The following is a 21,196-nucleotide window of genomic DNA, read 5'->3' on the forward strand; positions in this document are numbered from 1 at the left end:
CCTGTTCACCGGTTAACTAGCCCCTCGGGATGCCGCGTACATCGTGTACGGAACACCATTTACAGGGATTTCAGTGAGTTCCACATCACCTTGTTCCAGGAGTATTTTCGAGACAGCATCTTCTACGCGGTCTGCGTAAGGAACACTTAGCAGCGTATCTAATATCTCGCGCGAGTTAATAAGGATTACAGTCTCATGCGCTATATCGCTTTCGTGCAAAGCGGTCGCAAGCCAAGACCCCATACGTATCTCCCAATAAAAGAAGTCGTACGGGTCGTAACCTAGCTCCTCTACCCGCGTGAACGCACTCGCATTGATGTACTCCGAAAAACTGTCTAAAGAGGCGTGTGATTTCCCCCGTTTTGAGCTGGCAATACGCCGCATCTCTCGGGCGTTGAGCTCATTATCTCCAAACCCGTGCCTCCTCCAGTAAGAGGAACCTACCTCAAATCCATTAGAGCGAATGTGCACCCCAGGGGGTAGTTCGCTCCGATATGCCTGCGCCAGAGCCCGAGAATGCTGCAGCGGCCAGTTTCCCACCATATCTCGCTCCAATGAAGGATCGACTTCTCTACTCTCCAGCTTAATGACCCTGTAATCTAGTCCCAGCCTTTGAGCAATTTCAGTGGCCGTCCCGACATCATGTTTGTCAGCGCGGTTTTTGGGTCGGAATAACACTTCATACGTAAAGTATGTTGCCGACGCTCGCTCCTCAATCAGAGACGTAGTAACTCGAGAGTCAAGACCGCCTGTAACTGATACCAAGAGCCTTACGCGGCGAGCTTGCAATGCCTTTAGCAATTGAGAGACTCGATTCTTCGTGAAGGCTGCGGCTTCGACAGCTGAAATCTCTACTCGTTGAGTGCGTGGAAAAACTCGCTTGATCTTCTGGGACTCCCCAAGTAGCTCACAGTTCGGCGTTAGACGCAGTACACCCAAACGTCCCGTACTACGCCCCGGATACGTAGTCTCATTCGCCTCGGCAAGATATCCGGGCGCCCCAAACTGATTGACCGGAGCATGTACCTGCCCGGCAACAAGCACCATATGCGATCCAACAACAGGGTTGTACTGCTGATCGCTGTAGTACACAGCCCGCAGACCCAATGCGTCTTGCTGGACTCGAACTCCCTCCTCCTGAGACTCGAACACGACCGCATATCTGCCGATCAAACGGTCAAGAATGGCTTGCGCCTCATCAGTCGAACTCGATGAGAGACTTTCGACGATTAGTTCCTCTCCATGCTCCGGAAACCTCGGGTCCACTGCTGTCCCGATAATTGCACATGTTGATCTGTGACTAACAGCCACCGGGGTATGTGTGTTCCAAGCCATGTGCCACTTACCTAAACGCCCACTCTGCCATCCTTGGGGAAAACGCAGTTTATCCTTGGCAAGTAACCAACCGAATGGCCAGAGAGTGGTGGTTTTAGACCCCATGGAAGTGGGCCCCTTTCTACATAGGAAGCAAGCAGCAGTAGACCTTATGCCTCACGATATAGAGATTCTATGTAACCATGATGCTGCACGCATGAGAACCATCTGGTGGTTGACGCTCCCTAAGCAACAGCCAACCCAACTTAGGGTCTTTTACCTAGAGCGCAGAAAATCTACAGGTCGTCGTTTCAAAAGATCTCATTCATCTAGTTTCTTGGCTTCATCATCAACGTAGCTTTGCGCCAAGTCTGCGAATCAGGTGCCCTAGCGGATCCGTGGGCTCAAGTTTCAGTTCGAATGGACATCCTGGGCATTTAGTAGAAAGACCTCAAGAGTTCGGCTGAACCCGGAGTACCGCCGAGCTCACGATATATTTGATCAACCGCATCAGTCAGATCCGGCCAAGTACGTTCGGAGATAACCCACTTGCGAGCGTTTTTGGCCAGCTGGTCACGCAAATCGTCATCGTCTAGGAGAATTTCCAGCTGTTCAACCAACGACTGAAGATTGTCCTTCTCGTGAAGTAACCCAGTTTCACCAGGTGTAATCATCTCCGCTATTGCACGAACATCTGACCCGAGAACTGCCTTGCCCATCGACATTGCTTCCAGTGGTTTCAGTGGCGAAACCATTTCACATACAGGTAAAGCATGACGCGGGAACGGTGCAATATCCACCAATGAGTAGTACGACTCGACTTCTTCGTGAGGCACTCGACCGGTAAATCGAACTACGTCTTCTAGGCCGCGTCGCGTTGCTGTTTCCTCGAGTTCCTCACGTTCAGCACCATCTCCCACGATAAGTACTGCAAAGTCGTCGCGTTTCTGCTTCAGCATTTCTGCAGCATCTAGTAATAGGTCGATCCCTTCATAATCGAGGATGGAACCAACGTATCCAATAACACGCTTGCCTTGGAGCCCGAGGTCAGCTGCCAGTTGCTCATTTCGCACGGCCGGCACGAACCTTTCCACGTTTACTCCATTAGGTACTATCGTAATTCGTTCGGGTTTTACTCCGCGTTCAATCAACTCGTCAGCGAGCGCTTGGGTAATAGTGATAACTCGGTCGGCATTTTTCGCCGCGTCACGCTCCATTGCGGCAATGAACTTATACATGCCTCCAGCCGCCCACTCAGGGTTACGAGATCCGCGAGTGACTTCCCAAAGACCTCTCACTTCATAAATGGATGGAATTCCGAGCTCTCGAGCTGCAATAACGGCCGCGAGTCCATTCCAATGGTTTGAAGCCCCATGAATAACAAAAGGACGCTCGGTCTCTGCAAGCTGCTTAACAGCAGCGACGTACTTCTTTATGTATACCTGTAAAGGCCTCTTCAAAGGAACTTCCGGAGAAGTTGACAAGTGATGGTATGGGACACCGTCTACCATTTCAGTCTCAGGTAGGCTCTCGTACTTATCCCCGCCCGGCATATCAAACGGGTAACCGAGGCGAGTCACGCCTTGAACATCCCATCCTTTTTCTCTCAGACTGCTTAGGATCCCGTGAGTACGCGTCGCATACCCCGCGGAGTTGTGGGGCAATGCATTATGTAGCAGATAAAAAACACGGCTCTCTAATGGATCGTACTTTGCGACTGGCCTCAATCTAGGAACTGGGAAACCACGGCGTCTGAGTTGGTAAGGTGAGCGAATCCCTGAGTCTTGGAGAAGCTCACGACGTGACTCAGCAAGCTTTCCTGCGGCCCAGGCATCTCCCGGTCTCAATGCAATGTAAAGCTCAAGAAGTGTTGTTGCCTGCTTCACCTTCCCCCTGCGAAGAGCCTTGCGGGCAGCTCTCCGCAGGCTATCTTCGGGTATAAGTGCGACTCCATAGCTGTCAATGAGCTTCAACATTGGAGTAATAGCGGAATGCGCAAGATGGCGCTGAAAAGCGGCTGTCACCAGTTCGTCTGAAGGACGTTCACATGTTTCCAGATAGTTTTCGACCTCAGACCCAGACATGTCCTCGAGCAACATAAGAAACCGTACTCTTGGGTTCGTTGAGCTTCCGAGTGCAGCGAGGCCTGGTTCGAACCCGCGCGATGCGAAGAAATCATAGAGTTCCGCTTCATTGGCACTGCGTTCCGAAACGTTGTCCGCAGCCTTTTGGAGAAGTTTCAAAAAGGACAAATGCTTCAGCTCAAGGTGGAAGATACTCTCCTCCACCATTTCGAGCGCCATAACATTGGTTGGGTCAATGTCTAGGCAAACTTGCAAAGCGAGAACTGCTTCTCGGCTTCGTCCCTCTTGAATGAGCTTCTGCGCAAGGTTTAGCCATAAGCGGGCATTCGGTCGCCCTGTACCGGCAAGTCTCCGATAGATGTCAAGCGCTTCACCTCGGTTACCAGCCTTCCACAATCTGCTGGCTTCAAGTTCAGCAGTCCGGACTTCTTGGCCACCAAGCGTCCCCATCCTTAACTTGAGGGACCGAGCCGATGCACGCAAGCTTGCCGACCTAAGATAATTTCGCATTCAGATTAACTCTTCTACTTGGCACACACTAGCGAGCTACATTGCGGTGTCTCACCAGTGCGTCTTTTTCTGGATTGATCGTGATATGCCACTCAAGGTGCTCCCACCACGAGATTCTCTCTGAAAGAGCCCACTCCCGAAGGAATCAGCCGGAACTACTGATTAACGCCACACTCCACGCGTGTCAATTACAAACTTGGAGGAAAAAAGACTCTGATCAAGGTCTATGAACGGATCATGATCAACTAGTAAGACAACCACTTCAGCTTTAATGGCATCCTCAGGTGAAGCAAACACAACGTTCTTGAAGTTTGCCAGCTTCGCGGGAAGTTCTTCGATGAAGGGTTCCGAGATGTAGAAGGTGCGGTCGGGATGCGCAGAGACGAGATCGATCGCGATGTTCATTGCTGGTGACTCACGCAAGTCATCAATGTTCGGTTTGAATGCGAGACCGAGAAGGGCGACGCTTGCTTCTGGGCCCGCTGTCTTCATGGCTTCTTCGACTTTGCTGATGACCCATGCAGGCTTCCCGTCGTTGACCTCTCGGGCAGTGCGGACAAGGTTAGAGTTCTCGCGGTCCGACGAAACGATGAACCAAGGATCAACGGCAATGCAGTGTCCTCCGACTCCGGGGCCAGGGCTGAGGATGTTAACGCGGGGGTGCTTGTTGGCAAGCTCGATTAGCTCCCAAACATCAATGCCCATCTTGTCTGCGATTAGAGACAACTCGTTGGCGAATGCAATGTTGACATCGCGGAAGGCATTCTCCGTAAGCTTCGCCATCTCAGCTGTCTTGGCGTCCGTGACACTGACTTCGCCATTGCAGAAAGTCTCGTAGACTTCCTTGGCTTTGATTCCGGCTTCAGGGGTGAGACCACCGATTACACGGTCGTTTGCGGTCATCTCAATCATGATGCGTCCGGGGAGTACCCGCTCGGGAGCATGGGCGAAGTGGATTACTGGGCGCCCATTGGAGCCGTCTGCGGACAGATCAGGTCTCGCAGCAAGTACTCGATCAGCCATGTGCTCGGTCGCACCGGGAGGAGAGGTCGACTCAAGGACGATCAGCTCATCCCCGACAAGTTGCGGTGCGATGCCGTCAACTGCAGCGTCGATGTAGGACAGGTCAGCTTCATGGTCACCCTTGAATGGGGTGGGAACCGAAACGATGAAAATATCTGACTTCGGGGTATCTTTCCGAGCCTTGAGGCGTCCTGACCGCACCGCCTCAGCTAGGGCGACATCCATGCCCTCTTCAACGAAAGGAAGCTCTCCTCGGTTAACCATCTCCACCGTGCGGTCTGAGATGTCTACACCGGTAACCTGCCATCCATTGTCGGCTAACACAACCGCCGTGGGTAGGCCGATGTAGCCGAGACCAACTACCGTGACGGTTCCATTAGACCCAGATGCCGTTTCAACCATGCCGTGTTTCTACCTTCCCTGCCCTGAGGCGGTGATGTTTAGACTATTTTTTTGCTGTTTTTGCTGAGAGCGCCAGCTGATCAGCGATTCGGCGGCTCGCAAATCCATCGCCATAGGGATTGGCTGCGTGTGCCATGGCCTCGTACTCGGCAGAATCGCTAAGGAGTGAGGACAGAGCTTCAAACAGTGAATCCTCGTTCGTGCCGACTAGGCGGAGTGTTCCGGCCTCGATTCCCTCCGGACGCTCAGTTGTGGTTCGAGCCACGAGGACCGGCTTACCGAGTGAGGGGGCTTCCTCTTGGATTCCGCCACTATCAGTGAGGATGAGGTGGCTAGCATTCATCATGTTGTGGAACTCAAGGACCTCCATGGGTTCAATGATGCGGATTCGGTCTTCACCATCAAGAACCTCACTGGCAATCTCCCGAACCTTGGGGTTCATGTGTATTGGGTAAAGAGCCTTGACGTCCGGGTTTTCATCCACAACCCTGCGCAGAGCGCGGAAGATGTTCTCCATGGGCTTGCCAATGTTCTCGCGACGGTGCGCAGTAACAAGAACAAGTCGCGAGCCCTCTGCCCAGTCCGTCCACTCGTTGCTGAAGTCATCGCGGACCGTGGTACGTAGGGCATCGATGCCTGTGTTACCCGTGACGAAGATGTGGTCAGCAGGCTTGCCTTCCTCAAGAAGGTGCTGGCGCGCTGTTTCTGTTGGCGCAAAGTAGGTTTCTGCTACCAAATCGATTGTTTGGCGGTTGAACTCTTCAGGGAAGGGCGATGCCATGTCCCAAGTACGCAGTCCGGCTTCTACGTGCGCCACGGGGATCTGCATGTAGAACGCAGCCAAACCGGCAGCGAACGCCGTGGTTGTATCACCGTGGACAAGAACATAGTCAGGCTTCTCTGCCTCAAGCACGGGCGAGAATTTGGCCAGGACATCCCCAGTTACTCCGGCCAGCGTTTGCCCGGCCTTCATAATATCGAGGTCATAGTCTGGGACTACATCAAATGCCTGCAGAACCTGCTGAAGCATTTCTCGGTGCTGACCGGTCACACAAACCACTGTCTCGAAATCATCTGGACGGCCCTGCAACTCCTTAACGAGTGGGCACATCTTGATTGCTTCGGGACGGGTCCCAAACACGAGCAGAACTTTGGCTTTCGCCATTCAAATCACCTAAATCTGACGCTATGCGCTTGTCGCACGACCGACCGCTGGGTATTTTACTCCGAGAACTTTTCAATCATAACGACTTGATTTCGCCTTTCCCTTTGTCTGAGGTGACCACTAGGTCACAGGGATTTCTAGCAACTGAACTGCTATGGCGACGCGGGAGTTGTCGTTTGGTGAACGTGCGAAAGGTCACGCCCTCGCGAAAAGGGCGCCCGGTGTTTGCCGCTTCAGCTATGCCCCGGTGGGGATTAGGTCCAGCAGTGACTCAATAACCCATGTGGGCCGGGTGTCTGGGCCGGCCTTCATTGCATCATCGACTGTTGAGTCGCCCGTCAACACCAGGGCGGCAGGAGCACCAGCATTGTGAGCCACGGCAATGTCGGTCTCAAAGGTGTCCCCAACCATGAGGGCGTCCTCGGGAGCAACCATGGCCTGGGCCAGGGCCGCAAGCATCATCTGCGGGTTGGGCTTACCCATCACGAACTGACACTGCGCGCCGGTGGAAGCCTCAATCGCAGCAATGACAAAGCCCGTGTCTGGGTTACCTCCCCCATCCGGTAGCGGTCCGTGACGATCCGGGTTGGTCGCGATCAGGAAGGCGCGCTTGTAAGTCTTGATGGCATCAAAGGCGATTTGGATGTCTTTGTAGTCGAAGTGGTGATCGCAGGAGGCGAGGACGATGTCGATTTCCTTCGGGTCCTGGCTAACCGAAATCTGGTTTTTCTGCAGGGCTTTGGTTAGATCGGGGGCGCCCATGGGGTAAACAACCGCGCTCGGATAGTTCAGGGCAAGCCAGGCGCAGGTGGCTTCGATGGTTGTGAGTATCTCTTCCTCGGAAACCTCAAAACCGAGGTGACGGAGACGTCGGAGGTGACCGAGGCGATCAGAGGTCGACTCATTAGAGAGGAAGCGAACGATTACCTTCTCGCGGCGTAGCGCCTCAAGTGCCTCAATCGCACCGGGGATAACCTCATCGCCAAGGGCGAGAGTGCCGTCGATATCGAAAAAGTAGGCCTTGTACCAGCGGTCTGGTTTCATTGCTTCTCTCCTTGGTTCATTCGCTCGATGCAGCAGTTGAAAGCACCGCGCAGGTTGATTAGAACTTTAGCTGCCTGGTTCTGCTAATTCCGGGTTTGGCCGAACTGGGCCATGAGATCGTCGATAAGGCCGCGCCCCTGGTCGTAGATCACGGTGTCCGTGTGACCGCGATACTTGGTCTCGACGGTCATGATCAGGGCTAGGTAGAGGGTGTAGAGACGGCGCCGTACCCGCTGGTTTTGAGTCAGTTCGCTGATCCCAAATCCCTCCATGAACGCACTGGGATCCTTGATGGCTGGTACGTCGATGCCAAGCAGTTCGGCCTCCATCAGTGGATCGCCATAGATGGCGCGTTCGTGGTCGAGAACGGCAACGATCTTTCCGTCCCTAATCAGGGAGTTCTTTGCCCAGAGGTCCACCTCAATCAACTGCGGAACAGTCACCTCATCGAGGGCCGCGGCGTTCTCTTCTAGAACGTGGCGAAACTGCTCGTGGGGCCAGCCGAGGTCGATGCCGACCTTCTCCCCATCTACCAGTGTTTCCTCAACCATCCCGGTGAAGGCCTCACGCCAGGTCGGTGAGCCCTCCCCAAGGAGGGGGCCAAAGTTCGGTCCAGTCACAGTGTTGATCTGAGCGTTGAGTTCACCCAGTTCGCGCATCGCTTCGGCTTCGACGTCCTCGGGAATCAGACCCGCGTCAATCGAGAAGCCGAAGTTGTCGGCATCTATGTACTCCATGAAGAAGAGGTCGGCGTCGACGATATCGTGACTGAGGTCCGCATAGTAGACTCGCGGCACCGGGACATCCGTCAGGGTTGAAACCAGGCGCATGGCTTCTAGTTCGGCCCGCATCATTTGCACCTCACGGGTAAGGACAGGGATATCAGCCGGCGGGGCAATCTTGAGAACTACCTGGGCGCCATTGCGCAAGGTGATGCGATAGAGAACGTTGAACCAGCCCTCGGTCATCTCTGTTGCGAAATCATCAGCCAGGGGAACCTGCTCGGGGCCGTAGGCGCGCGCAATGAGGGCGCGCAGTACCTCGGGGGTCTGGCGGTTCTTGGTGATTGATTCCATGTGGTGCTCCGGTTTGATGGCTCTTGCAGCTAAGACAGCGTCAGCGCGCTGATTCTTGGGACCGGGCTTGGAAGCATGAGTGGTCCGGACCCCGGGGTGATGTCCCCGAGGATGCGCGGCGCCCTCGCGCCGGTCACCGACGGCACTCCAGCGGGCAGGCCGTGCAGGGTGAACCAGCCGATGAGGGCGCAAAGGATCGCCTCCTTGTCGTCAACAGGCGCATTCAGGCAATCTGACGAGACAACGTCAGTTCCACTTTCTTTCATCCGTTGGCACAGTGAGTCCATGAGGACTGGGTTGTGGAACCCTCCCCCGGAGACAACCAGTGTGGTGAGGTCGTAGCGACTGATCTCCTCCGCAACCGTGACGGCGGTCAGTTCCGTGAGGGTCGCGATCAGATCCTCCTGAGAGATCGACCGGCCGAGTGTCCGAAGATGGGCGGTCACAAAGTCGAGGTTGAAGTGTTCTTTACCCGTGCTCTTGGGTAGTGGTGCGGAGAAGTAGGGGTCGGCTTTCATATTTGAGAGCAGCTCTTCATCAACTGTTCCGCTGGCCGCAAGCGTGCCGCCCGCGTCATAGCCAAGCCTGTTGAGCCCCCGGTCCTGAATCACCGCGTCGATGAGGGCGTTGGCGGGGCCAATGTCGAAGGCTTCTACGCCCCCACTACCACCGATAATCGTGACGTTGGCGATGCCCCCGAGGTTGAGGGCGCCGTTGCGACCGGGCAGCCCGGCGAGGAGTAGCTGGTCGAGCAGGGGTACAAGCGGGGCTCCCTGGCCCCCGGCAGCAATGTCCCGCAGCCGGAAGTTTGCTACCACTGGTTTGCCGCAGGCCTCAGCGATCCAGGCCGGTGCTCCCAGTTGAAGTGAACCTAGCGCCACTCCGTCCTCGACCCAGTGGTACATGGTCTGGCCGTGGGAGCAGACCGCGTCGTATCCGCCAGACCCTTCGTTAGCGAGTTGTGGCACCTTGGCGAAGTGCTGCCCGATTAGAGAGTCGAGGGCGGCCACTTCCCTAAGGGACACCTCGGCTGGGGGAAGGGCGTCCTGGAGACGTTGGCGCAGCTGGTCGGGGTAGGGCACAAGCGTTGACCAGACTAGGGTGCCGCGAAGGTGCTCGCCCTCAGCATTGAAGTCAACGACAGCGGCGTCCACCCCGTCGTGGGAGGTGCCGGACATGAGACCCAGGATGCGCATCGGTGCTACTTACTGTCGTGTCGTTAGTCGGTCAACCACGGAAAGAATGTCGTCGGTGGTGGGGCGTTTTCGCGGTGGTGCATCGGAGTCGCCACGTAGGGACTCGTAGTAGGCGCCATCGCCGATCAACTTGACGACGTAGGCGGTGGCCGGGTCTGGGATCTGCTCGCTGAGGGCGTCCAGCCATTCCTCGTCAACCTGGCGAGCAACGCGGTGCGCCTCCGGGTATCCCGCGTCCTGCAGGCGGGTGATGGCAAGCAGGCTGGTGTCGAGGGCGGTGCCGGCTTTGCGGGAGGTGCGCACGTAGTACCGGGCCGCGCCTTCCGGTGCAGTCCGCATCACCTCGATGTCTGCTCTAACAAGGTTTTCGAGCCGGTCGCACACCCCTGTCACCAGTGCTGCCTTGCTGGGGAAATGGTAGAGCAGACCACCTTTGGAGGTGCCGGCTGCCCTGGCGACCGCGTCGAGGGAGGCACGCCTCTCTCCCACTGAGTCGATAAGCGCCTCGTAGGCGTCGAGGAGGCGTTCCCTGGTCGAAGTCATGTGACGATCCTAACCGCGCTGTGGGCCACAGGAGATTGTTACTATACCGTCCGGTCGGTATAGTTCCAACCTGGGTGGGGACCGACTCGACCTGAGCGTGTCCCCTCGAAAAAGAAGAATGAGAACATTGAGCGTCACAACAGCCCCGACCCCCCAGGTGGAGAAGCGTGAGTCCGGGAAGTGGATCGGCCTGGCCGTCCTCATGCTGCCCGTGCTCTTGGTTTCGATTGACGGAACCGTCGTCAACCTGGCGCTGCCCCAGATTTCGCGTGACTTCGCAACCAGTGGGACCCTGCTGCTGTGGATTATTGACGCTTACTCCCTTGTCCTGGCGGGCCTGTTGGTGACGATGGGTAGTTTCGCTGACCGGTTCGGGCGTCGCAAGATGCTGCTGATAGGTGGGGCTGGTTTCGCGCTGGTGTCGGCGGCCGCGGCCTTTGCCCCAAGTGGCGAGGCGCTGGTGGCGATCCGCATCCTGCTCGGGTTCTTCGGCGCGATGCTGATGCCCTCAACCGTGGCACTGATCCGCAACATGTTCACAGATCGTTCCGAACGTCGCTTGGCACTGGCGATCTGGGCCTCGTGCTTCTCTGCCGGGGCTGCCCTGGGGCCAGTCCTGGGTGGTGTCCTGCTGCAGTTCTTCACCTGGCACGCCGTGTTCCTGCTCGCCCTACCGCTGCTGGTACCCATGCTGATCCTGACGCCACTGTTCGTGCCGGAGTCGAAGGACCCCAACCCGGGTCCAATCTCTATCCTCAACGTTGTCTTGTCGATGCTGACGCTAGCCCCGGCCATCTATGCGATCAAAACTATCGCTACCGAAGGCGCCACTGCCGCTGCGTTAACCGCGGTTGCCGTGGCGATCGTCTCTGGTCTCTGGTTTGCGCGCCGACAGTTGACTTCCTCCAACCCGATGCTGGATCTGCACCTCTTCAAGGTGAAGTCTTTCTCCGGAGCCGTCCTCACTAACCTGGCGATTGTCTTTGCAATGGTCGGCTTCCTCTACTACTCCGCTCAGCACCTCCAGCTGGTTGAGGGTCTGGAGCCGCTGTTTGCCGGACTGGTGCTCCTGCCCGGCACGATCGTCATGGCGATCTCGGGTCTGGCTGTCGTGCCACTGGCGCGGCGCTACCCCATCAACCGAATCGTCGCGGTCGGGGCTTGGCTTGCCGCAGTGGCCTACCTCTGCCTGATGATCTTCGGCGTCGGTGCCACTCCCGTGACCATTGCGGTCATCTTCAGCGTGCTCGCCCTGGGCACCGGGGCCGCGGAGACCCTCACTAACGACGCCATTGTCTCGGCGGTCCCAGCTCACAAGGCGGGTGCGGCTTCGGCAATCTCAGAGACTGCCTACGAGGTGGGAACCGTCCTCGGCACAGCAATCCTGGGCTCGATCTCCGTTGCTTTCTACACCCACAACGTTCAGGTACCAGGCGGGCTCTCTCCCACCGCGGCTCTGGAGGCTGGCCAGACCCTGGGAGGCGCCGTCAACGTTGCCTCTGAACTCCCTGCCTCTGCGAGTTCCAGCCTGCTGGAGTCTGCCTTCGCAGCCTTTGACTCGGGCGTCCTCGCAATCGGGGCCGTTGGGGCAATCATCATGGCAGCGGCGGGCGTCTTGGCCTGGGTCTTCCTGGCTCAACCCGCCGGCGTAGATGAGGCTGTCGAGATCGGCATCGATGTGAGCAGCTAAACCAGTTGAGATTGACCCCGGTCCCGCCTGCTCGGGTGGATCCGGGGCATCTCTCTATCCGGTTGCCCACCCATTCACGGCCGTTGGATCGGTTGAACATCCGTGCGGTTGAAGGGACACTCACAGGTAGGTCGGTAACTCACCTCCCGAGATCGATAGGCTAGTTGCATCATAAAAATATCTTCAGTGGGGTGAAACCTATGGGCATTCCCGGGGTGGCCAGCTGGGCCCGGTCCTTCTACGACACGTACATCTTCGACCTCGACGGAACCATCTACCTGGGCGATCAACTTCTTCCCGGCGCACGCCGCCTCCTTGAGGAACTGAGGGACCGTAAGATCCCCGTGCGTTTCCTTTCGAACAACCCAACCAAGGGGCCCTCTGAGTACCTGGAGAAACTCAGCGTGCTTGGACTCGAGGCTCACCCCCACGAGATCATCACAACTGTCGTTGCCACCTCCAGGTGGTTGAAGAGGAACCATCCGGGCGCGAAGGTCTACCCGATCGCCGAAGCCCCCCTGATTGAAGAGCTGACCAGCCAGGGCATTGCGCTTAGCGATGATCCATCCGAGATCGATGTCGTCATCGCCTCCTACGATCGCGGCTTTGACTACATGAAACTCCAGACGGCCTTTGATGCCATTTGGTTTCACAAGCGGGCGATCCTAATAGGGACCAACCCCGACCGCTACTGTCCGTTTCCCGGAGGACGGGGCGAACCCGACTGCGCAGCAATCATCGCTGCCATCGAGGCCTGCACCGGCTCCCAATGCACCGAGATCATCGGCAAGCCCAACCCGGCCATGCTGGCAGCAGCACTGGACGGGCTTGATGTCGCCCTCGACCGAGTCGTCATGGTCGGCGACAGGTTGGGAACAGATATTGCCATGGCCATTGGCGCAGGGACGGCCTCGGCAATGCCCCTCACCGGGGACTCATCGGAAGCAGATGTCCTGGGACTTCCCGAGGACGAGCGGCCAACCCTGGTTATCGAGCGGATCGATCAGCTTGTGCCCCGTGAGGTATGGGAGGAGAGCGGTTGGTCCCTGGAAGACGCCACCCTAACACCCGACCAGATGCTTCGGTTGACCGTAGACTAGTCAAAGCGGATTTGAGCAGAGACCAAAAGGACTGACGATGACACGGGCACGCCCATCCATGGTTGACGTGGCGAAAAAAGCCGGAGTCTCACAGCGAACTGTCTCCAATGTGCTGGGGAACTATCCACATGTCTCGGAGCGCACCAGGCGGCTTGTCCTCCAGGCAGTCGAAGACCTCGACTACAGACCCAACATTGCCGCGCGACGGCTTCGACTTGGCAAGACAGGAACGCTCGCCCTCGCGGTTCCGAATCTCTCGTGGTCCTATTTTGGGGAGATCTCGCACCTGGTGCAGAAGTCCGTGGCAGCGGCTGGGTACAAACTCCTTGTCGCAGAGACCGAAGGCAGCGCCCACCACGAAGCAAAAGTCCTGCGGGACCTGCACGCCAACCTCATCGATGGCATGCTGCTCTCCCCCATCGAGCTCACCGCCAGCGAACTGGATGACCTAAACATTGATTCCCCACTGGTTCTACTCGGCGAGAGAATCAGCGACTCACGCTATCCCCACTTCGCCATGGACAACATCGGGGCGGCCCGCCAGGTGACCCGTCACCTCTACGACCAGGGGGCCCGACGCTTCCTGCTGCTCGGAGCCACGCAAACCACTGCGACCTCTAGTGCTGGCGTACTGCGCCAGCAGGGGTTTGAACTGGAGCTTGCGGAACTTGGCCTGCAGAAGCAGCAGGTGCGGTGGGAGCACGCCGATGTGTCACCGTGGACAAGCGCAGGGGCTTACGAGACGGTGAAGAGTTGGCTCAGGACCAATCCCCTGCCCGATGCCATCATTGCCCTGAACGACCTACTTGCCTTCGGAACCTTGCGGGCACTTCGAGAAGCAGGAGTCCGTGTCCCAGACGATGTCCTTCTATCCGGATGGGACGACACATCCGAATCTCAGTTCTCCACCCCCACCATCACGACGATCGCACCCGACAAACATGCACTTGTCCAGGGGGCAGTAGATGGACTAATCGCCCTCATAGAGGGCACAGCTTCTATTGAGGGCGATGTCCTCGTCGATCACACGCTACAGGTACGTGAATCAACGAAATCTTTGTGACGACGAACCTAGAGGAATCGTTTGACCATCCCGTCCAGGAGGACGTCTGATGCTTCGGTGAGGCGAGATCCAATTGAGTCGATCCGGCGTAGGATCTCACGTTTCTTCAAGGTGTCCATGGTCAGCTCGTCGGAAAAGACCCTGGTCAGGCCATTCTGATATTTCCTGCGAAGCAGGCCAGCTTGGTAGCGGGCCGAGATGCAGGCTTCGCGGCTGCGCTCGGCATCGCGGGTTGCAACGGAAGCGCGGAGGTGTTTCAGTGCGGCCTCTGCTGGAGCCAGGGCATCCCTGGACCAGTCCCCGGATGGAACCTCCCACTTTGCCATCTCCCGCACCAGGTCCCTCAGGTTGTCTGTCACATCATCGATTGCCCTGGAGGCCCGGAACAGGTCCTCACGCTCCAACGGGACCGTTAGTGCTGCATCAATGCGTTCCACCAGGGTTGCTCGCGCCTCATCGCCCTCGTGCTCAATGGATCGCATAGGCTTTCTGGAGCGCTGGGCATCCGCCTCCTGAGAGCAGACCATGTTGGCAAGCTCGGTGGCTTCGAGGGCGACGTTGATCTGTTTGATCAGCATCTCGTTTACCGCATGCTGACGCCCAGACCAGAACCGGAACCATCGACTAACTTTTGGCATGGTGACTTCCTAAAGAGCTGAAAGGACACTGGAGATAAGGAATGCGATCAGGACAGAAATCGGGAGTGTCCACACCCAGGCGATACACACCCGAAGGATCCCGTTCCAGTAGATAGCCCGGCGGCTCCGTCGGACCCCCACCCCCAGAAGACCCCCGGTCATCGACTGTGTCATGGACAGGGGTGTTCCCAGTGCCGCGCCGCCAAGCACCGTGGCAGCCGTGCTCACCTCTGTCCACAACAGGTCGACGGATGAGGTAGCCGTGATGCCATGGCGCACGAAGCGACCCGAGCTTCGCAGGCCCAGAACCGTTCCCACTGCAAACACGGCGGCGGCTAGGAGGCCTGCCGGGAGGTTCCGTGATGCCTCAGAGACCGGGGCGGCGGTAACGAGGGCGATTGTGAACAGGATCTTCTGGCCGTCATTGGCAGAGTAGGCCAGTGAGATTGCCCCAAAGGCGATGCGGTGCAGTAGTTGCAGTACTGCGTGAGGGGACTTCGCAGAAGAAATGGGCAGGGGCAGGTGTGACAGAAGGAATGAGAGCGCCGCTGAGACAATCGGGGCCGCCAACCCCAGCGCGAGGACTCTAAGAACAAGGTGAGTGTCGATACCGCTTCCATCTGCCAGGCCCACTCCGGTAAGGGCCCCGACAAGGGCGAGGGTAATGGAGGTGGGAATCCGCGCCGCGATTGAGGCCCCCACCGTCAACAGGGTGGCGAAGAGAATCGTGATCGAAGCTAACTGCGCCGCCGCACCTGCCTGCACTCCACCGAAGTCCAGCATCTCTTGAAGTGAACCCGCAACGGTCCAGAGGCCGAAGTAGGGAACGATGGGGATTGCAATCCACAGAAACAGGAGTTGCCCCAGCAGTGGCTTCCGCGCAGTTTGGAAGGGAACCGCCGCTAGGGCCGCGCCGTCGTTTCTGCCGTTGAGAAAGACAAAGGCCACTGCTAGACACAGCAATAGGGCACTCACTGAGTTCTGTCACCTTTCTTTCTCGCAATTTGCTTGGCTCCCCTACCAGGCGTCGAACGCCTACGCCGGGGAGCCAAGACTTGGTGGTGTTACTAGTTGACCGTGGCTTTCAGATCTCGATCAAAGATGCTCTGAAGCTCTGTCTCTACCCCCTCCAGGGTGGTGACAACGTCATCGGAGTTGACGAGGATCTTCATGATTCCCTGGTCAAGTACCATGGCACCGCCCGGAACAAGCACACGTGCAAAGTTCTGGCTTCGCGTCATCGGCAACTCATCAACGGCGATCTCAAACTGGGGGTTGTCTGCGTAGACGGCGCTCATGTCAGCGTCCTTCTGCACGGGCAGGTACCCTGTTCCACCCGAGAAGAAAGCGGTGTTCTCAGGGTTCGTCAGGTAGGTGGCAAACATGGCTGCTGCCAGCTGCTTTTCCGGAGTGGAGTTGGAAGCAATACCCACGCCTGCACCACCGGTGGGCACTACCTTTTCAGTCTCAACTGGGCCACCTGGGAGGAAGCCGATGCCAACCTCAAAGTCAGCGGTGTCAAGGATGCCCCGGAGACCACCGGTCGAAGCGAGAATCTGGCTGACTGCGCCCGCGGAAAAGTCGGTGGTGGGATCACCACTGAGGACAGCGCCCCACCCATCGGTGATGGAGTCCTGAGCGAACTGCATGGCAGCAACGGTCGCTTCGCTGGTCGCGGCTGAGAAATCCCAACCATCAGACCAGTCGCCACCGTAGCCCCAGACCAGGTTCGACATGGTCCATGAGGGGAAGTAGGTGTCAGAGGGGTAACCGAAAGGAGTATCCGATACGCCAGCATCCTTTATCTTGAGGGAAGCTTCCTTGACGTCATCCCAGGTTGCGGGTGTCTCATCGGCTACGCCTGCCGCAGCGTAGTGGTCCTTGTTGTAGAAGAACAGGATCGTCGAGCGTGCGTAGGGGACTGCGTAGTGCGAACCTTCGTAGAGGTAGTCTTCGTAGAACGAGTCGTGGTAGGTCGAGGTGTCATTGCCTGCGGCCTCAAGGATCTCATCCAAAGGTGTGATTGAGCCGTTGAGGTAGGCGGGGAACCAGGTGGTGTCTGACAGGACCACCAGGTCGCCAGCATCTCCCGATACCTGTGCAGTCTGGAACTTCTGAGACACCTCGTTGTAGTTAGCACCCGCGGTTACCAGATCAACCTTGATCCCGGTCTCTGCTTCAAAGTTGGCGATGATCTCTTTTTCGAGGTCGATCGAACCACTGGGGTGGTTGCTCCAGAACGAGATCTGGTCTGCTGGTTCGACCGTTGACCAATCAGTCTCCCCCGTGGCCGCGGGCTCCTCGCCCGATGCCGCACCCTCGTCGTCGCTGCGCTCCACCGTTGGACCACAGGCGGACAGAGCAAGGGCAATCGCCCCGGCTCCCGCGACTGCGACCAGTCTCTTCACTTTGGTTACCTTCACCTTTTCTATACCTTTCTATTGTTGGTAGGCACATTCGGCCTATCCGTTGTCCCTCAAGTTGGCGCCCTACTGCTTGACTGCTCCCTGCGTAAGGCCGGCCACGATGTACTTCTGCAGGGCAGCGAAGACCACCAGGACCGGGGCGATGACCAGCACCGCTCCTGCCATGAGCACGCCGTAGCTACCCGTGTTGCTTTCAATGGACTGCAGAAGGTTCAGCCCTACGGGCAGAGTCATGTTCTCGGGTGTATCTGTGATGACCAGTGGCCAGAGGAAGCTGTTCCACTCCGTCACCACGGTCACCAGTGCGACTGTGGCAATCGTCGGAATCGATACGGGAACAACGATCTGCCACAGGCGTCGCCAGTGCCCTGCCCCATCAAGTTCGGCAGCTTCCAACAGACTGATGGGAAGCGTCTTGTACTGCTGGCGTAAAAGGAAGGTGCCGAATGCGGTTCCCAGAGTGGGAAGGATGATTCCCCACAGGGTGTTTCGACCTCCCAGGGCACTGATTGTCATGTAGTTGGGAAGCAGAGCTGCCTCCGGTGGCACCATGAGCGCCACGAGGATTCCCAGGAAGATGACGTTACGGAAGGGGATGTCAATGAAAACCAACGCGTAGGCGGTGGTGATTGCCAGAAGGACCTTGATGCCCGCTCCGACTACCGTAACAATCACCGAGTTCATGAGGACGCGCCCCAGCGGAACTCGATCCGCAACCTGGATGTAGTTGTCTACCGTGGGATCCACGGGCCAGAAAGTCGGGTTGATGGTGACAATCTCAGCGCTGGACTTGAAGGATGACACCACCATCCAAATCAGGGGTAGCGCGATCAAGAGAAGTGCAATCAGCATGGGAATGTAACCGGCAAACAAGGTGCTGGCCAGGTTCTCGCGAGTGAAGGCCTTCCGCCACTCCCCCCTTCCCTCCAGGGTCCGTTTTGCACGCCTAGCCTCAGAGCGTGACAGCTCAGCAGTTGACGCTTTGCTCATGAGTAGTGCACCTTTCGCTCAACGAAACGTATTTGGATGGCCGTGATGATGAAGAGGGTGAAGAACAGAATCACCGAGATTGCCGCCGCATAGCCCGCACGCTGGTAGGCACCGAACGACTGCAGGTAGATCTCAAAGATGATCGTGTTGGTGCCATTGCCCGTGGGGGTCATGATCCGCAGGATGTCGAAGGCCTGCATCGATGAGAGGGTCGTCGAGATGAGGAGGAAGAAGACGGTCGGGCTCAACAGGGGAAGAACCACCTTGAAGAAGCGCCGAATCGGGCCGGCGCCGTCAATGGCTGCGGCCTCCAACAGGTCATCGGGGATGGACTGGAGGCCCGAGATGAAGATAACGGCACAGAACCCCAGGTTCTTCCAGATGTAAACAAGGATCACCATCAGGAGTGACATATCGGGATCCAGGAACCACTCCGGGGACTTGCCCCCGAAGAACTCAAAGACGTAGCGCATCACACCCAGGCGTGGATCGAAGATGAAGCTCCAGACCAGACCGATTCCCACTCCCGAGAGTACATAGGGAGAGAAGAGTGAAGTCCGAACCAGGGTTCTGCCCGGTAGTTTCCGGTTCAACACCAGTGCCATCAGCAGCCCGAGAACCATTGAGCCAACCACCGTGGTCACGGTGAAGATTATGGTCACCCGCCAAACCTCAGTGCCCTGCGGGGACGTGAAGAACTCGATGTAGTTCGCCAGCCCAACAGGCTTCGCCGTCTTCGCACCCAGACGCCAGTCAAGCGTCGAGTAGTACATGTTCATGGCTAGCGGGTAGTAAACAAAGGCCAGAATCAAGGCGATGTTGGGACCCGCGAAGGCAAGGAAGTAGAAGAAGTTACGGGACTTCTTTATCCTTCGTTCCCGCTTGCGTGCCGGGTCAACTGAGGGCGGCGCGTCAACTGAAGGCAGTTGCACCGCCTCCTCCGTGATCACTCTGCTCATCACACGTCTTCCTCTTGTATATCGGTCGCCTGAATCTCACTGATTAACCTGGGTCGAACGTGTCTTCGGTGAGGGCTGTCATCGCAGACGATGGACCGAATTTCTGAGGAGGGGATCTTGGGCACTCTGTTCGCATCACAGAGTCCATTCGTCTCGGTCCCGGTGTCCGTGAGCTGCGTGTAGCAGATGCCGCCCAGGATCGGTGACCTGTAGAGGGCCGAGAAGAGCTCTTCGAGGCGATCCCTCAGAGCCTCTCGGTCAGAGACGATCCCGTAGCCCCAAGCCCCGGCATCGTTCAGATTCAAGGACACCCCGCCAAATTCGGTGACCATCACCGGACGGTCACCGTGCCAGTCACCGTCAAGCAGTGTCTTGCGACCCTGGGGACCGGTCCTGTTGATGGCCTCTGCGACCGCTTCGGCACTCTCATAGGTGACTTCGAGCTCCAAACCGGTTGTCGCGTAGTCGTGGGTGGTGACGATATCGGTGTCACCCTGCTCCCAACCGTCGTTGGCAATCACGGGTCGCGAACTATCCAGGGCTCGGGTCATCGACACGACCGAGTCAAGGAAGTGCCTCTGCTCCGGCAAATCCTCGATTGAGGAAATACCCCAGCTCTCATTGAAGGGAACCCAGACCACAATGCTGGGGTGGGAGCTGTCGCGTTCGACAAGCGAAATCCATTCTGAGAGGGTTCGCTCCATCGCCGTGGCACTGAACCCATAGGCTGAAGCACTCTCGGCCCAAACCATGATGCCCATGCGGTCCGCCCAGGTGAGGTAGGCGCGGTCGGCGGAGCGTTCGTGAATGCGAACAGTGTTGAAACCCATTTCCTGCGCGAGCTCGAGGTCCCTTCGAATGGCGTCCTGTGACGGAGGGGTGAAGTAGCTCTGTTCCCAGTAGCCCTGATCGAGGATGCCTCGAACGAAGACCGGGAGGCGGTTGATTCGCAGGAAGCGGCTGTCAAGGGAGACCTGCCGCAGCCCCAGGTAAGAAATGACCCGGTCATTGCTGGATAGCTCGTCGTAGAAGACGCGAGCATCGACAAGATTAGGACGACCGGGGGCCCAGAGCAGGGAGTCCCACTCGTGACGGTTCCGCAGGGCTGGAACGTGAAGGATCAACTTTGACTCACGTTCGGCGACCTCGGCCGTACCGCGGGCGAGGATGGAGTCACCGAGCAGAAGCTCAACCGTCAGAGTGCCCAAGCTGGCGGGCTGCTGAGCCAGGGTCACCGTGGCCGTAACCAGCGCCTGATCGATGTCAGATGACCAGTTGAGGGACTCAATGTAGTTCTCTTCAGTGGCTTCCATCCAGACATTGCGCCAGATTCCCCGTGACTGTTCGTACCAGATCCCGTGGGGGGTGGCCCGCCAGTCCTGCTTCCCTCGTGGCTTGTCGAGGTCGGTGCGGGAGTCTTCTGTGCGAACAGTGATGGTGAGCAACCGTCCTGATCGAGGGCGATCAACCACGACGGTAAAGGGCGTGTAGCCCCCAACATGATGGGCCCTCTTTACCCCATCGACCCACACCGTGGCTTCGAAATCGACCGCCTCAAAGTGAATCGAGATCCGAGACCCGTCACCAGCCTGCTCCAGTTCGGCGGGGGTGATGACCCTGCGGTACCAGTTCACATCGGCTGAACTGTACTCCTGCCCCGAAAGGGGACTTCCGATAGGGAACGGAACCGTGATGGTCTCACTGAAGCCCGAATCGGTTCTGAACCACCGGTCGCGGTTGCCGATATCTTCTGGGTCCGAACGAAACTCCCAGAGACCATCAAGCATTACCCAGTTGGTTCGACACAGCTGTGGTCGGGGATATCCGGAATCTGCCCAAGGACGAAAATTGTCTGCGTTGACGTGCATGTGACTAACTATGAGCGAAATCTTCTTGACTTGCAATCGTAGCACATCCGTGAGTTTCATCACAACGAATGTTAATGCGGAGACTTGCACCCCCTCTAAAGTTGC

General features: G+C 57.5%; 17 protein-coding genes. 3 read left to right on the forward strand and 14 right to left on the reverse strand.

The genetic code is table 11. From position 1 onward, the window contains the following. Window positions 1-12: 12 nt before the first annotated feature. The 8 genes from CS903_RS03875 to CS903_RS03910 all read right to left on the reverse strand — a co-directional run bounded on the left by CS903_RS03875 (window position 13) and on the right by CS903_RS03910 (window position 10,357). A complete protein-coding gene (locus tag CS903_RS03875) occupies window positions 13-1,335 on the reverse strand; it encodes a hypothetical protein (RefSeq protein WP_129587590.1) in 1,323 nt (440 codons plus the stop codon). 416 nt (window positions 1,336-1,751) lie between these two features. Further along, window positions 1,752-3,617, reverse strand: coding sequence for a glycosyltransferase family 4 protein (locus CS903_RS03880; protein ID WP_164996666.1), 1,866 nt, complete (start codon window positions 3,615-3,617; stop codon window positions 1,752-1,754). A gap of 453 nt (window positions 3,618-4,070) precedes the next feature. Further along, complete coding sequence (gene wecC / locus CS903_RS03885; protein ID WP_099332217.1) at window positions 4,071-5,333, reverse strand: UDP-N-acetyl-D-mannosamine dehydrogenase; 1,263 nt, start codon at window positions 5,331-5,333, stop codon at window positions 4,071-4,073. Window positions 5,334-5,376: 43 nt separating this feature from the next. Beyond that, on the reverse strand, window positions 5,377-6,498 hold the full coding sequence (wecB, locus tag CS903_RS03890) for a non-hydrolyzing UDP-N-acetylglucosamine 2-epimerase (RefSeq protein ID WP_099332218.1): 1,122 nt from the start codon (window positions 6,496-6,498) through the stop codon (window positions 5,377-5,379). 237 nt (window positions 6,499-6,735) lie between these two features. Continuing rightward, window positions 6,736-7,542, reverse strand: coding sequence for an HAD-IIA family hydrolase (locus CS903_RS03895; RefSeq protein ID WP_099332219.1), 807 nt, complete (start codon window positions 7,540-7,542; stop codon window positions 6,736-6,738). 83 nt (window positions 7,543-7,625) lie between these two features. Further along, window positions 7,626-8,618, reverse strand: coding sequence for a phosphotransferase family protein (locus CS903_RS03900; RefSeq protein ID WP_099332220.1), 993 nt, complete (start codon window positions 8,616-8,618; stop codon window positions 7,626-7,628). A 29-nt stretch (window positions 8,619-8,647) separates the two neighbouring features. Next, window positions 8,648-9,814, reverse strand: a complete 1,167-nt coding sequence (locus CS903_RS03905) for an anhydro-N-acetylmuramic acid kinase (RefSeq protein ID WP_099332221.1) — start codon at window positions 9,812-9,814, stop codon at window positions 8,648-8,650. A gap of 9 nt (window positions 9,815-9,823) precedes the next feature. Further along, complete coding sequence (locus CS903_RS03910) at window positions 9,824-10,357, reverse strand: TetR/AcrR family transcriptional regulator (protein WP_099332222.1); 534 nt, start codon at window positions 10,355-10,357, stop codon at window positions 9,824-9,826. 127 nt (window positions 10,358-10,484) lie between these two features. Here CS903_RS03910 and CS903_RS03915 point away from each other — a divergent pair, with 127 nt between their 5' ends. The 3 genes from CS903_RS03915 (at window position 10,485) to CS903_RS03925 (ending at window position 14,210) form a co-directional block, all read left to right on the forward strand. Beyond that, entirely contained in the window at window positions 10,485-12,047 is a 1,563-nt protein-coding gene (locus CS903_RS03915; RefSeq protein WP_207203739.1) for an MFS transporter, read from the forward strand. A 200-nt stretch (window positions 12,048-12,247) separates the two neighbouring features. After that, entirely contained in the window at window positions 12,248-13,147 is a 900-nt protein-coding gene (locus CS903_RS03920; RefSeq protein WP_099332224.1) for an HAD-IIA family hydrolase, read from the forward strand. Window positions 13,148-13,184: 37 nt separating this feature from the next. Then, complete coding sequence (locus tag CS903_RS03925; RefSeq protein WP_242491742.1) at window positions 13,185-14,210, forward strand: LacI family DNA-binding transcriptional regulator; 1,026 nt, start codon at window positions 13,185-13,187, stop codon at window positions 14,208-14,210. 8 nt (window positions 14,211-14,218) lie between these two features. On the opposite strand, the gene CS903_RS03930 is transcribed toward CS903_RS03925, so the two are convergent. The 6 genes from CS903_RS03930 to CS903_RS03955 form a co-directional block, all read right to left on the reverse strand. After that, entirely contained in the window at window positions 14,219-14,848 is a 630-nt protein-coding gene (locus CS903_RS03930) for a DUF47 domain-containing protein (RefSeq protein WP_099332226.1), read from the reverse strand. Window positions 14,849-14,857: 9 nt separating this feature from the next. Further along, window positions 14,858-15,823, reverse strand: a complete 966-nt coding sequence (locus tag CS903_RS03935; protein WP_129587591.1) for an inorganic phosphate transporter — start codon at window positions 15,821-15,823, stop codon at window positions 14,858-14,860. Between the two features lie 92 nt (window positions 15,824-15,915). Next, on the reverse strand, window positions 15,916-17,256 hold the full coding sequence (locus tag CS903_RS03940; RefSeq protein WP_164996667.1) for an ABC transporter substrate-binding protein: 1,341 nt from the start codon (window positions 17,254-17,256) through the stop codon (window positions 15,916-15,918). An 81-nt stretch (window positions 17,257-17,337) separates the two neighbouring features. Further along, window positions 17,338-18,264 (reverse strand): carbohydrate ABC transporter permease, encoded by a 927-nt coding sequence (locus tag CS903_RS03945; RefSeq protein WP_099332229.1) that lies wholly within the window; start codon window positions 18,262-18,264, stop codon window positions 17,338-17,340. Then, a complete protein-coding gene (locus tag CS903_RS03950; protein ID WP_099332230.1) occupies window positions 18,261-19,223 on the reverse strand; it encodes a carbohydrate ABC transporter permease in 963 nt (320 codons plus the stop codon). Before CS903_RS03950 ends, CS903_RS03945 begins: the two co-directional genes overlap by 4 nt. Continuing rightward, window positions 19,223-21,010, reverse strand: coding sequence for a glycoside hydrolase family 2 protein (locus CS903_RS03955; protein ID WP_164996668.1), 1,788 nt, complete (start codon window positions 21,008-21,010; stop codon window positions 19,223-19,225). Before CS903_RS03955 ends, CS903_RS03950 begins: the two co-directional genes overlap by 1 nt. Between the last annotated feature and the right edge of the window lie 186 nt (window positions 21,011-21,196).

Source organism: Actinomyces minihominis (assembly GCF_900187855.1).
Lineage (GTDB): Bacteria > Actinomycetota > Actinomycetes > Actinomycetales > Actinomycetaceae > Scrofimicrobium > Scrofimicrobium minihominis.